The organism is Cellulomonas phragmiteti (assembly GCF_016862775.1).
Lineage (GTDB): Bacteria > Actinomycetota > Actinomycetes > Actinomycetales > Cellulomonadaceae > Cellulomonas > Cellulomonas phragmiteti.
This window is the reverse complement of record NZ_BONP01000005.1, coordinates 191,692-204,377: the sequence shown is the minus strand read 5'-3', so window position 1 is coordinate 204,377 and position 12,686 is coordinate 191,692. Positions and strand designations below refer to the sequence as shown.

The 12,686-nt window shown below is 73.8% G+C and carries 13 protein-coding genes; 9 read left to right on the top strand and 4 right to left on the bottom strand.

All coding sequences use genetic code 11. The features are described from left to right. Window positions 1-294, bottom strand: a 294-nt coding sequence (locus Cph01nite_RS06600; protein WP_203672469.1) for a LysM peptidoglycan-binding domain-containing protein, incomplete at its 3' end; no start/stop codon positions are given. 174 nt (window positions 295-468) lie between these two features. Here Cph01nite_RS06600 and Cph01nite_RS06595 point away from each other — a divergent pair. Further along, complete coding sequence (locus tag Cph01nite_RS06595; protein ID WP_239069081.1) at window positions 469-879, top strand: Rv2175c family DNA-binding protein; 411 nt, start codon at window positions 469-471, stop codon at window positions 877-879. A 33-nt stretch (window positions 880-912) separates the two neighbouring features. Here Cph01nite_RS06595 and Cph01nite_RS06590 read toward each other — a convergent pair whose 3' ends face one another. Both Cph01nite_RS06590 and Cph01nite_RS06585 read right to left on the bottom strand, forming a co-directional pair. Further along, entirely contained in the window at window positions 913-2,031 is a 1,119-nt protein-coding gene (locus Cph01nite_RS06590) for a polyprenyl synthetase family protein (RefSeq protein ID WP_203672467.1), read from the bottom strand. Between the two features lie 9 nt (window positions 2,032-2,040). Further along, window positions 2,041-2,559: a hypothetical protein gene (locus Cph01nite_RS06585; RefSeq protein ID WP_203672465.1), complete on the bottom strand. Its 519-nt coding sequence runs from the start codon at window positions 2,557-2,559 to the stop codon at window positions 2,041-2,043. 132 nt (window positions 2,560-2,691) lie between these two features. Here Cph01nite_RS06585 and Cph01nite_RS06580 point away from each other — a divergent pair, with 132 nt between their 5' ends. The 3 genes from Cph01nite_RS06580 (at window position 2,692) to Cph01nite_RS06570 (ending at window position 6,055) form a co-directional block, all read left to right on the top strand. Beyond that, window positions 2,692-3,822 (top strand): DUF4192 domain-containing protein, encoded by a 1,131-nt coding sequence (locus tag Cph01nite_RS06580; RefSeq protein ID WP_203672463.1) that lies wholly within the window; start codon window positions 2,692-2,694, stop codon window positions 3,820-3,822. Between the two features lie 102 nt (window positions 3,823-3,924). After that, a complete protein-coding gene (locus Cph01nite_RS06575) occupies window positions 3,925-4,317 on the top strand; it encodes a universal stress protein (RefSeq protein ID WP_203672461.1) in 393 nt (130 codons plus the stop codon). A gap of 214 nt (window positions 4,318-4,531) precedes the next feature. Then, window positions 4,532-6,055, top strand: coding sequence for an RNA polymerase sigma factor (locus Cph01nite_RS06570; RefSeq protein WP_239069080.1), 1,524 nt, complete (start codon window positions 4,532-4,534; stop codon window positions 6,053-6,055). Window positions 6,056-6,211: 156 nt separating this feature from the next. Here the strand turns inward: Cph01nite_RS06570 and Cph01nite_RS06565 are convergent, their stop codons facing one another. Further along, window positions 6,212-6,427: a DUF7455 domain-containing protein gene (locus Cph01nite_RS06565; RefSeq protein ID WP_203672459.1), complete on the bottom strand. Its 216-nt coding sequence runs from the start codon at window positions 6,425-6,427 to the stop codon at window positions 6,212-6,214. A 232-nt stretch (window positions 6,428-6,659) separates the two neighbouring features. Between Cph01nite_RS06565 and Cph01nite_RS06560 the strand changes: the two genes are divergently transcribed. The 5 genes from Cph01nite_RS06560 to Cph01nite_RS06540 all read left to right on the top strand — a co-directional run bounded on the left by Cph01nite_RS06560 (window position 6,660) and on the right by Cph01nite_RS06540 (window position 12,662). After that, the gene (locus Cph01nite_RS06560; RefSeq protein WP_203672457.1) at window positions 6,660-8,801 is read left to right on the top strand and encodes a DNA gyrase/topoisomerase IV subunit B; all 2,142 of its coding nucleotides are present in this window, start codon (window positions 6,660-6,662) and stop codon (window positions 8,799-8,801) included. Window positions 8,802-8,874: 73 nt separating this feature from the next. Continuing rightward, complete coding sequence (locus Cph01nite_RS06555; protein ID WP_203672455.1) at window positions 8,875-9,900, top strand: GNAT family N-acetyltransferase; 1,026 nt, start codon at window positions 8,875-8,877, stop codon at window positions 9,898-9,900. Between the two features lie 97 nt (window positions 9,901-9,997). Next, window positions 9,998-10,795 carry an ABC transporter ATP-binding protein gene (locus Cph01nite_RS06550; RefSeq protein ID WP_203672453.1) on the top strand — a complete coding sequence of 266 codons (798 nt, stop codon included), beginning with the start codon at window positions 9,998-10,000 and terminating at the stop codon, window positions 10,793-10,795. Window positions 10,796-10,888: 93 nt separating this feature from the next. Then, entirely contained in the window at window positions 10,889-11,362 is a 474-nt protein-coding gene (locus tag Cph01nite_RS06545) for an NfeD family protein (RefSeq protein ID WP_203672451.1), read from the top strand. Window positions 11,363-11,444: 82 nt separating this feature from the next. Then, the gene (locus tag Cph01nite_RS06540; protein ID WP_239069079.1) at window positions 11,445-12,662 is read left to right on the top strand and encodes an SPFH domain-containing protein; all 1,218 of its coding nucleotides are present in this window, start codon (window positions 11,445-11,447) and stop codon (window positions 12,660-12,662) included. The last annotated feature ends 24 nt before the right edge of the window (window positions 12,663-12,686 follow it).

Genomic DNA, 12,686 nt, shown 5'->3' with positions numbered 1-12,686 from the left:
CGCCCCGCCGGTCGGGGCGGGGGCCGCTGCGGGCGCGGCGTCGGGCAGTCGCAGCACCTGGCCGGTGCGGACCCGCGACGGGTCGGCGAGCGCGTTGTCGCTCGCGATCCTCGCGACGGTCGTGCCGGTGCGCTTGGCGATCGACGTGAGGGTGTCGCCCTCGCGCACCGTGTAGTCGGCGGCGTGGCCGGCGGTCCCGGTCGCGGCGAGCGCGACGGTCGCGAGTGCGAGCGTGGCACCCGTCCCGGTCGCGGCGCGCGTCACGGTGCGCTGGCGCGGAGTGAGTGCGGACATGGCCCCCCCAGGCGGTGGTCGAGCAGTGGTGAGCGGGTGGTCGGGCGTCCCGCCGTGACACGTGGTGCTGATGTGACAGGTGTGACGAACTTCGACGCTAGACGAGAATGTCCAGGACGGAAACCCCGGGAGCCGCTTGACGGGCGACACGCCGCGGACCCGTAGGCTGACCGGGTGAGTTCGACCTCGGAACTGGACCATCTGGTCGGCAGCTGGCTGACCGTCCCGGACGTGGCGCAGATGCTCGGCGTGGACGCCGGCAAGGTGCGCCGCCTGCTGCAGGAGCGGCGTCTCGTCGGCGTGCGGCGGGGGAGCCCGCCGGTGCTCAGCGTGCCCGCTGACTGCCTCGTGCCCGGCCACCTCGCCAACCCGGCGGCTCCCGACGCGCCCTCGGAGGACCGGCCGTGGGCGGTGCTGGCCTCGCTGCAGGGGACCCTGACGGTGCTGGGGGACGACGGCTTCTCCGACGAGGAGACGATCGCGTGGCTCTTCTCCGTCGAGGAGTCGCTGGGCGTGCCGCCGATCGAGGCGCTGCGGGCCGGTCGCAAGACCGAGGTCCGACGCGTCGCGCAGGCGCTGCTGTAGGGGACGTCGCCCCGCCGGCTCGGCCGGGCGGCGTCAGGCGGTGCGTTCGACCGCCGCGTGCGCGAGGGCGACGAGGGTGCTGCGGGCGGGCTCCGGCCAGTCGCGCGCCTCGATCTGGGCGAACGCCTCGGTGCAGAGCTCCTCGATGAGCTGCTCCACCTCGGCGACCGCTCCCGTGCGCACGAGCAGCCCCGTGAGCGTCGCGACGCCCTCGGGCCCCAGGTGGGGGTCGCCGACGCCGCGGGTGAGGGCGTCGACCGTGGCCTGGTCGCCCGTCGCCGTCGCACGAGCCAGCGCCCGCGCCACCAGCACGGTGCGCTTGCCCTCGCGCAGGTCGTCACCCGTCGGCTTGCCGGTCGTCGACGGGTCCCCGAGGACGCCGAGCAGGTCGTCGCGCAGCTGGAACGCCTCGCCGAGCGGCAGGCCGACGGCGCGGCACCCCGCGACCGCCTCGTCGTCGGCACCGGCGAGGGCGGCGCCGAGCACGAGGGGGTGCTCGACGCTGTAGCGCGCGGACTTGGAGCGCACCACGTCCCGGGCGCGGCGCTCGTCGTCGACGGCGTCCCCCCACGGCATGGTCTGCGCGACCAGGTCGAGGTACTGCCCGATCGTCACCTCGGTCCGCATGACCTCGAACACGGCACGTGCGGATCGTGCGACGGACGGCGGCAGCCCGGCGAGCGCGTGCGACATCTCGTCGTCGCTCGCGACGAGCGCCAGGTCCCCGAGCAGGATCGCCACCCCGTCACCGAACCGACGCGGCTCACCCCGACGCCCCTCGGCCTGGTGCTCGTCGGCGAAGACGCGGTGCGCGGTCGGGCGTCCCCGGCGGGTGCTCGAGTCGTCCATGACGTCGTCGTGGAAGAGCGCGGCCGCCTGGAAGAGCTCCAGCGCGGCACCGGCACGCAGGACGGCCTGCTCACGCTCGTCCCCGGGGGTGCCCCCGTGGGCGCGCCACGACCAGTAGCAGAAGGCCGCACGCAGCCGCTTGCCGCCGGCGAGCATGCGCTCGACCGCGTCGGCCAGGGGCGCGGCGTCGGGGCTGATCGCCCGGGCCGTCCCACGCAGCGTCGCCACGTGCCGGGCGAGGGCCGCGTCCACCCCGGCGCGCAGGTTCTCACGATCGACGAGTGCAGCGTTGGCGGTGGGCACCCGCCCACCCTAGGGCGCGGGGGCGACCACCGTCCCACCGAGCGTCATCGTCCTGCGCCCGTCACGGTCGAGCACGCCCACGACGAGGAGCTCCGTCCCCTCGGCGCGGGAGAACGTCGTCTGTGCGGCGAGGCCCGGCTCGGGGGCCGGCGGCGCCGACTCGGCGAAGCCCGCGGCGGCCAGCGGCGCGCGCACGGCCTCGAGCAGACCCTCGGTGTCCTGGGTCGTCCGGACGTTGAGGCTGATGCGGAGCCTGCCGTCGCCGAGGGGCTCCGCCGAGGACACGAGGACCTCGGCGTCCGGTGGGACGGGGACCAGGAGCTCGGGGAAGCCCGGGGCGAGCGCGCCGACCGCGGTGTCGCCCGCGATGTCGTCGGTGAGCAGCTCCTCGCCCGGCGTGGGGGCCGCCGTCGTCGCGGGCGCGGCCGAGGCTGTGGCCACCGGCTGCCGGGCCGGGGTGCACCCGGTGGTGAGACCGGCTCCGAGCAGGACGGCTCCGGCCAGGGCGAGTGTCGTCGCGCGGTGCACCGCGTCAGGGTAGCGGCGTGACGCGGCGCGGGGTGGCGTCCGAGCCGACCACAGGTCCCGCTCCTGGCGCCGCGACCCACAGGTCCGGCGTGGTCGGCCCACGGCGCGCGCGGCCGGCGGTGAGGTGTGCCCATGGAACCTCTCCTCCTCCGCCTCGGTGAGCCGCGCGAGCTGCTCGCTCTCGTGCCCCACCTCCTCGGCTTCCAGCCGCGGGACAGCGCCGTGGCCGTGAGCCTGCGCGGGCCGCGGGGGCGGGTGGGGCTGGTCGCCCGCGTCGACCTCCAGGACCTCGCCGACCCCGAGCACGGCCCGCAGGTCGCCCGGTCCCTGGCCGCGCACCTCGACCGTGACGGCGCACGACGCACGGTGCTCGTGCTCTACACCGGCGTGGCCGCCGACGTCGACGACGCCCTGGTGGGCGCGGCCGCCGCGCATGCCGCCGAGGCGTTCGACGTGCCGTTCGGCGGTGCCGACGTCCTGGTGGTGGGGGACACGTCCTACCGCTGCCTGGCGTGCGACCCCTCCTGCTGCCCGCCCGGCGGGCGTCCGTCGAGCGACCTGCAGTCGACGCGGACCGGTGCGGAGATGGTCCTCGCCGGGTCGGTCGTCGCACCCGAGCGGGCGGCGCTCGCCCGGGTGGGTGGCGCACCGACGGCGGCGCGGCGGGCGGTCGCCCGGGTGCGTCGTCGTCGGACCGAGGCCCGCGCGCGGGCGGTCGCGTCCGGGCCCCGGGCGCTCACCCGGTGGCGTGCCGAGTCCCTGGCGGCGTGGCGTGCGCTCGTCGCGGCCGCCGACGGCACCGGGGGCGGCGTGGGCGGGAACCTCACCCGCATCGCGCTGCTGGGCCGTGTCGAGGCCGGTCTGGCGGACCGGCGTGTGCGTGACGCGGTCCTCGTGGCGACCCTTCCCGGCGCCGGGTCCCTTCCGGAGCGGGCGCTCGCCGAGGCCGGGCCGGCGGAGGACGCCGAGGTCGGTGCCGCGATCGGACGGCTGGTGGACCCGACGGTGGGCGAGCCGCCCGACGATTCCCTGCACGCCGTGCGCACGGCGCTCGAGGACGTCGTGTCCCACGGTCGGCGGGGGGCCCAGGCGCCGGCGTCGACGCTGCTCGCCACGTTGGCGTGGTGGCAGGGGGACGGGGCCCGCGCCGCGGTGCTGCTGGACCGGGCCCTGGTCGACGACCCGTCCTACCGGCTGGGGCACCTGATGCGCAGCGCGCTCGACGCGGGGCTGGCCCCGGGCTGGGTGCGGCGGACCGGATGACGGGCCTGCCGCACGCTCCGTGGCGACCGCCGAGGTCGTCGCAGGTCCCGCGCTCGGGTAGCGTCGCGCACGAGGCCGGCGGGGCCAGGAGGAGGAACGACGATGGGAATCGTGGTCGGCTACCTGGCGACCCCCGAGGGGCACGCGGCACTCGATGCCGCGGTCGAGGAGGCGCGCCGGCGATCCGTCGCCGTCGTGGTGGTGCTCAGCGTGCGCCACGACGAGACGCCGGAGCGTCGTGCGGAGGTCGAGCAGGCGCTCGGACGGGTCCGTGACGAGCTGGACGCCCAGGGGGTCGAGCACGACGTGCGGCTGCTCGACGGCGGCGACGTCGCCGACGACCTGATCAGCACGGCCGAGGAGGTCGGTGCCCAGCTGGTCGTCCTCGGCCTGCGCCGACGCAGCCCCGTCGGCAAGCTGATCCTCGGCTCGAACGCCCAGCGCGTGCTGTTCGACGCACCGTGCCCCGTCCTGACGGTGAAGCCCGCGGGCTGACACGGCACCGGCAGCGAAGGGGCGGGCGGGGACGGGAATCCCGGGCCCGCCCGCGGTGTTGTGGCAGGCCGGACCCCGAGCACGGCTCCGGGCGATCGGCGACGCGCGACCCTGCACGCGCGGCACGCCCCTGCGGGTCGGTACAATATCTGTCTGTCTCCCGGTCCTTCGGACACTCCACGGTTCCGGTTGCCGCGCTGACGAAAGGTCGTTCGTGACGTCCCAGACCCCCCACCCCGCGCTCCCGCGTGAGTTCCAGCACCCTGCGCTGCAGGAGCTGGTCATGCTCGGGCGGACCCATGGCAGCGTCGACACCGCCTCGGTGCGCGCCGCCTGCGAGGCAGCCGGCGTCGAGGGCCCGAAGCGCCTGCGCGCCGTCGTCCGTGGTCTCGGCACGGCCGGCGTCGAGGTGAACGACCTCGGCTCCGCCGGACGGGCGGTCGCCGCGACGAGCGCCAAGTCGCGTCCCGCCGCCAAGGCGACGGTCGCCGACGGCGCCGCTCCCAAGCCGGCCCGTGCTGCCACCAGGCCCGCGACGGCGAAGCCCGCCGCGGGGGCCAAGGCTGCGCCCGCGAAGGCGTCGAAGGTCGCGGACGAGTCGAGCGACGACGCCGAGGTCGAGGTCGACGTCGACGTGGCCGACCTCGAGGAGGTCGAGGTCGCCGACACCGTCGAGGTGGAGGCGGAGGAGACCGAGGACGACGCCGAGGAGACCGAGGCCAAGCCTGCGGTCGCCAAGAAGGAGGACGAGCCCGAGGACACGGGCTTCGTCTACTCCGACGCCGACGACGACGACGCGCCCGCCCAGCAGGTCGTCACCGCCGGGGCCACCGCGGACCCGGTCAAGGACTACCTCAAGCAGATCGGCAAGGTCGCGCTGCTGAACGCCGAGCAGGAGGTCGAGCTCGCCAAGCGCATCGAGGCCGGCCTGTTCGCCGACGAGAAGCTCGCGGAGATCCGCGACACGCTGGAGCCGAAGCTGCGGCGCGAGCTCGAGTGGATCGCCCAGGACGGGCGTCGCGCCAAGAACCACCTGCTCGAGGCGAACCTGCGGCTCGTCGTGTCCCTCGCCAAGCGGTACACGGGCCGCGGCATGCTCTTCCTGGACCTCATCCAGGAGGGCAACCTCGGTCTGATCCGCGCCGTCGAGAAGTTCGACTACACCAAGGGCTACAAGTTCTCCACGTACGCCACCTGGTGGATCCGTCAGGCGATCACCCGCGCGATGGCCGACCAGGCCCGCACCATCCGCATCCCGGTGCACATGGTCGAGGTCATCAACAAGCTCGCCCGCGTGCAGCGCCAGATGCTCCAGGACCTGGGCCGCGAGCCCACCCCGGAGGAGCTGGCCAAGGAGCTCGACATGACCCCGGAGAAGGTCGTCGAGGTCCAGAAGTACGGTCGTGAGCCGATCTCGCTGCACACCCCGCTGGGCGAGGACGGCGACAGCGAGTTCGGGGACCTCATCGAGGACTCCGAGGCCGTCGTCCCGGCGGACGCCGTGAGCTTCACGCTCCTGCAGGAGCAGCTGCACCAGGTGCTCGACACGCTGTCGGAGCGGGAGGCCGGCGTGGTCTCCATGCGGTTCGGCCTGACCGACGGCCAGCCGAAGACGCTCGACGAGATCGGCAAGGTCTACGGCGTGACGCGCGAGCGCATCCGGCAGATCGAGTCCAAGACGATGTCGAAGCTGCGTCACCCGTCGCGCTCCCAGGTGCTGCGGGACTACCTGGACTGAGGCGCCCACCGCACGTGCACGAGAGCCCGGCCCCCCCCGAGGGGCCGGGCTCTCGTCGCTCCGGGCACGGCGGAGCGCACCGCCGTCCTGGCGCGGACGACGAGGGCCCCGGACCTGACGGTCCGGGGCCCTCGTGGCTCGTGGTGCGCAGAGCCGTCAGACGGCTGCTCCCGGGCCCGCGCCGTGCTCGGCGAGCAGCCGGTCCGTCTCGTCCTGCACGTGCGTCGCGACCGTGGCGAACTTGGGTGCGTGCTCGCGTGCGTGGTGCGCGCAGAACAGCAGCTCGCCGACCTGGAGCACGACGCGGACATAGGCCTGGGCGTTGCAGCGGTCGCAGCGGTCGGCAGCCGTCAGCGGGGTCCTGGATTCCATCGTCGTCCCTGTCACATCTCCATACAACCATCCGGTTCCCGGATCCATCCCATCGGGAGGGGGTGGTTCGCTCTCTGCGTACAAGATCGTGACGCGGTGTCACGCGTTCGTGATCCCGACGCAACCTCGCGGGCACCCGTGTCACGGGGCCGACACACGCCGTCCGGCATGTGGACACCCGGGCGGCATGGCGAAGCGGGTCGTGCGGGTGCTCCCGGCTACCATCGGCGCCGTGACGACGACCTCCGCCCAGTCCGGCTACACCGCGCGGCACCTGTCGGTGCTCGAGGGGCTCGAGGCCGTGCGCAAGCGCCCCGGCATGTACATCGGCACGACCGACAGCCGCGGACTCATGCACTGCCTGTGGGAGATCATCGACAACTCGGTCGACGAGGCGCTCGGCGGGCACGGGGACCGCATCGAGATCATCCTGCACGCGGACTCCTCGGTGGAGGTCCGCGACAACGGCCGTGGCATCCCGGTCGACGTCGAGCCCAAGACCGGTCTGACGGGCGTCGAGGTGGTGCTCACCAAGCTGCACGCGGGCGGCAAGTTCGGTGGCGGCTCCTACGCCGCGTCCGGGGGCCTGCACGGCGTCGGCGCGTCCGTGGTCAACGCACTGTCCGCGCGCCTGGACGTCGAGGTCGACCGCGGCGGGCGCACCCACCGCATGACGTTCCACCGCGGCGAGCCGGGGGTCTTCGACGACCGGGCCGGGGTGAGCCCTGACGCGCCGTTCGAGCCGTTCGTCCAGGGCTCGGAGCTCGCCGTCGTCGGCAAGGTCGCCAGGGGTGTGACCGGTACCCGCGTCCGGTACTGGGCCGACCGCCAGATCTTCCCCGCCAGCGCGGTGTTCTCCTACGACGAGCTCGTCACCCGCGCGCGGCAGACCAGCTTCCTCGTGCCCGGGCTGGCCATCACGTTGCGCGACGAGCGCGGGGTGGCGGGGACGCCCGGCGAGCACGGCCCGCACGAGGAGACGTTCCTGCACACCGGTGGCGTCGTCGACTTCGTCGACCACCTCGCCCCCGACGCGCCCGTGACCGACACCTGGACCCTCACCGGGCAGGGCACGTTCACCGAGACGGTCCCGGTGCTCGACGACCGTGGCCACATGACGCCGCAGGAGGTGTCCCGCACCTGCGACGTCGACGTCGCGGTCCGCTGGGGCACCGGGTACGCGACGGAGGTCCGCAGCTTCGTCAACATCATCTCCACGCCCAAGGGCGGGACCCACCTCGCGGGCTTCGAGGCCGCGCTCCTCAAGACCGTGCGCGCCCAGGTGGCCGCCAACGCCCGGCGCCTCAAGATCTCGGCCAAGGACTCGTCGTCCGAGCGCGTCGAGAAGGAGGACGTGCTCGCCGGCCTCACGGCGGTGGTCACCGTCCGCCTGGCCGAGCCGCAGTTCGAGGGGCAGACCAAGGAGGTGCTCGGCACGGGGCCCGTGCGCGGCATCGTCGCCCGCGTCGTCGAGCAGGAGCTCACGGCCGTCTTCGCGTCCTCCAAGCGGGAGCACAAGGCCCACTCGGCGCTGCTGCTCGACAAGGTCGTGGGGGAGATGCGCGCCCGTGTCTCCGCCCGCAAGCAGAAGGAGATCTCGCGCCGCAAGAACGCGCTCGAGTCCTCCTCGCTGCCGGCCAAGCTCGCGGACTGCCGCATCGACGACGTCGCGCGCAGCGAGCTGTTCATCGTCGAGGGCGACAGCGCGCTCGGGACGGCGAAGCTCGCCCGCAGCTCGGACTTCCAGGCGCTGCTGCCCATCCGCGGCAAGATCCTCAACGTCCAGAAGGCGTCGGTCGGCGACATGCTGAAGAACGCCGAGTGCGCGGCGATCATCCAGGTCGTCGGTGCGGGCTCGGGACGCACGTTCGACCTGGAGGCCGCCCGCTACGGCAAGATCGTCCTGATGACCGACGCCGACGTCGACGGTGCGCACATCCGGACGCTGCTGCTCACGCTCTTCTTCCGGTACATGCGTCCGCTCGTCGAGGACGGGCGGGTGTACGCCGCGGTCCCGCCGCTGCACCGCGTCGAGGTCATCGGCGCCGGCTCGCGCAAGAACGAGTACATCTACACCTACTCCGAGGCGGAGCTGGCCGCGACGCTGAAGAAGCTCGACCGCGCCGGCAAGCGCTACAAGGACGACATCCAGCGGTACAAGGGCCTGGGCGAGATGGACGCCGACCAGCTGGCCGAGACGACGATGGACCCGCGGCACCGCACCCTGCGTCGCGTCCGGATCGGCGAGGCCGAGGCGGCCGCCGCGCACGTCGAGAAGGTGTTCGAGCTGCTGATGGGTTCGGACGTCGCGCCGCGCAAGGACTTCATCGTCGCCAACGCGCACGCGCTGGACTCCTCGCGCATCGACGCCTGACCAGGCACACGGCCGTGCGGCACCCGCCGGATACCGGTGGACCGCGCACCCGGGCCCACGCCACCCTGGTGCCATGACCGACACGCCTGCACCCCTGGCCGTCCGCGCCGCGCCGCCCTCGCACGTCCCGCTGCCCGGGGCCGACCTCGGCCTGACGTGGCGCGCCGCGAGCCTCGACGACGCGGCGGCGATCGCCGCGCTCAAGGTGCGGTCCCAGGAGGCCGACGGGCTGCCGTACCGGTCGTCCGACGCCGAGGTGTCCGAGGAGCTCACGAGCGAGTGGCGGGACCTGCGGCTCGACACGCTCGCGGGGTTCGACGCCGACGGGACCCTGCGGGCGTGGGCCCAGGCCGACACGGCACCCGGCGACGAGCGCGTGGTCCGGGCGTTCGTCGAGGGCACCGTCGACCCGCAGTGGCGCGGCCGGGGCGTCGGGACCGCGCTGGTCGCCTGGTCGCAGGCGCGGGCGCGGCAGCTGCTCGCGGCGTCCGGCAAGGAGCTGCCCGCCCGGATCGCGACCTTCACCGACGACGCGGCCCCCGGTGTCGCGCAGGTGTACCGGGCCGCCGGCTTCACGCCGATCCGGTACTACACCCACATGCGCCGACCGCTCGACGTGCCCCTGCCCGAGGTGCCGCAGATCGCCGGGCTGCGCGTCGTCCCGTGGTCGGCGGAGCTGGACGACCAGGTGCGCCTCGCGCACAACGAGGTCTTCGCCGACCACTGGGGCTCCGAGCCCCGGACGCCCGAGCAGTGGCGGGCGGCGCGGGCGATGTTCGCACCCACGTGGTCGTTCGTGGCGCTCGACGGCGCCGACCACGTCGTCGGGTACGCCGTGTCCGGACGCTACGAGCAGGACTGGCCGGCCGCCGGGTACCCCTCGGGGTACACCGAGCTGCTCGGCGTGCGCCGCGAGTGGCGCGGCCGGCGCGTCGCCGTCGCACTGCTGGCCACCGTCATGCAGGCCTACGCGGCGGACGGCATGCACTACGCCGAGCTCGAGGTCGACACCGACAACCCGTCCGGCGCGCACGGGATGTACGCCGCGCTGGGCTACGAGGTCGCGCACTCCTCGACCATGCTGACGATCGAGCTGTGACACCGCGCGGGACCCGTGCCGCGTCCTGGCTGTGAGATCGAGCCGGTGGGCGCCGGACGGCACGGCGGGGCGCCGCGGACGGTTAGGGTCTGTGGACATGACCGACGTGCTCGACCTGCAGGACGTGACGATCCGCCGGGGGGCGACGACGATCCTCGAGGCCCTGTCGTGGCGGGTCGAGGAGGGCGAACGCTGGGTGGTGCTGGGACGCAACGGCGCCGGCAAGACGACCCTGCTGCAGGTCGCCTCCGGACGCATGCACCCCACGGCCGGGTCCGCCACGCTGCTCGGTGCCCGTCTGGGAGCGACCGACGTCTTCGAGCTGAGACCGCGGATCGGTCTGGCCAGCGCAGCGCTCGCGGACCGCATCCCGTCGGGCGAGACCGTGCGCGACGTCGTGCTGACCGCCGCCTACGGCATGACCGGCCGCTGGCGGGAGTCCTACGAGACGGTGGACGAGTCCCGGGCCACCGACCTGCTCGCGGCCTTCGGTGTGGCGCACCTCGCCGAGCGGTGGTTCGGCACCCTGTCCGAGGGGGAGCGCAAGCGGGTACAGATCGCGCGCTCGCTCATGAGCGACCCGGAGCTGCTGCTGCTCGACGAGCCGGCCGCCGGCCTGGACCTGGGCGGGCGCGAGGAGCTCGTCGGGGCGCTCGCCGAGCTCGCACGCGACCGCCGCTCACCGGCGCTGGTGCTGGTGACCCACCACGTCGAGGAGATCCCGCCGGGCTTCACCCACCTGCTGCTGCTGCGGGCCGGGCGGGTGTTCGCGGCCGGCCCGATCGAGCAGACGCTGACGGCGCAGAACCTGTCCGGGGCCTTCGACGTCCCGCTGAGCCTCGAGCACGTCGACGGGCGCTGGTCGGCGCACGCCACCGGACGCGCCCCGGCCTGATCCTGGCTGTACCGTGACGTACCGGCCACGGGATCGCAAAGCGATCACATAGGATCGGTCCACGGACGACGGCGACCAGCGGAGGTGGCGAGCATGGGATGGCTCTGGTGGGTCGGGGGAGCGCTGACGCTCGGGATCCTCGAGATGCTGTCGCTCGACCTCGTGCTCGTGATGTTCGCCGGCGGCGCGCTGGCCGGTGCGCTGGCGTACGCGCTCGGTGCGCCCCTGGCCGTGCAGATCGTCGTGGCCGCGCTGACCTCCACGATCCTGCTCGTGACGCTGCGCCCGTGGCTGCTGCGCCACCTCAAGGGACGTGTCGACCTGCCGGAGACGAACGCCGCGGCGCTCGTCGGACGCCCCGCCGTCGTCGTGTCCACGGTCGACGGCACGACCGGCAGGGTCAAGCTGGTCGGCGAGGTGTGGACGGCACGGACCGCGGACGGTGGTGCTCTGCCACCGGGTACCGCGGTCACGGTGACGAAGATCGACGGTGCCACCGCGGTCGTCAGCCCGGCGGCGGCCACCGCCACGGGCGACACCGCAGCACCCGGCGTCGCGCCCGCCTGACGGCGCCGACCGAGAACACCGACCCGGGGTCCCGGGTCACCGCCGCCGCCCCGGTACGGGCGGCAGAACCTGCGGAGGTCCCATGAACGACGGCCCCGGTGCCGGCCAGATCGCGCTGATCCTCGTCCTCGTCCTCGTCCTGATCTTCGTCGTCGTCGCCCTCGTGCGCGCGGTGCGGATCGTGCCGCAGGCGGTGGCGATCATCGTCGAGCGGCTCGGACGGTACAACAAGACCCTGGACGCCGGCCTGCACCTGCTGATCCCGTTCGTGGACCGTGTGCGTGCGAGCGTCGACCTGCGCGAGCAGGTCGTCTCGTTCCCGCCCCAGCCGGTGATCACCTCCGACAACCTCGTCGTGAGCATCGACACGGTCATCTACTTCCAGGTGACGTCTCCCAAGGACGCCGTGTACGAGATCGCGAACTACATCACGGGCATCGAGCAGCTCACCGTGACCACGCTGCGTAACGTCATCGGGTCGATGGACCTGGAGCAGACGCTCACCAGCCGTGACCAGATCAACGGCCAGCTGCGCGGCGTGCTCGACGAGGCGACCGGCAAGTGGGGCATCCGCGTCAACCGCGTCGAGCTCAAGGCCATCGACCCGCCGGCCTCCGTGCAGGGCTCGATGGAGCAGCAGATGCGCGCCGAGCGTGACCGTCGTGCCGCGATCCTCACGGCCGAGGGCGTCAAGCAGTCGGCGATCCTCACCGCCGAGGGTGAGAAGCAGTCGGCGATCCTGCGGGCCGAGGGTGAGGCCCAGTCGGCGATCCTGCGGGCCGAGGGTGAGGCGCGCGCGATCCTGCAGGTGTTCGACGCCGTCCACCGTGGCGACGCGGACCCGAAGCTGCTCGCGTACCAGTACCTGCAGACGCTGCCCAAGATCGCGTCGAGCCCGTCGAACAAGATGTGGTTCCTCCCGGCCGAGCTCAGCGGCGCGCTGGGCTGGCTCTCGAAGGGCTTCCAGGGCGACGGCGAGGGTGGGGACTACCCGACCCGACCCGCCGGGAGCTCCCCGATCGCGGAGGGCGAGCTGCCCCCCGTGTCGCTGACCGACCCCAGCGAGGCACTGGCCGAGGCGCGTCGCGAGTCCGCGGCCGCGACGGCGGACGCCACCAGCGCCGGCACGCTGTCCGGTGTGCCGTTCGACCCGTCGGCCGAGCGGGGGCAGCGGCCGGGAACCGGACCGGCGTCTCCGCAGCAGCCGGTGTTCGGGTCCCCGGCGGCCCCGCGGCCCGAGCCGGTGCAGGACGTCCCGCCGACGGACGAGCCGCGTCCGCCGGTGCAGCCGTCCCCCTGACGCCTCGCGTCCACGACGCCGGCA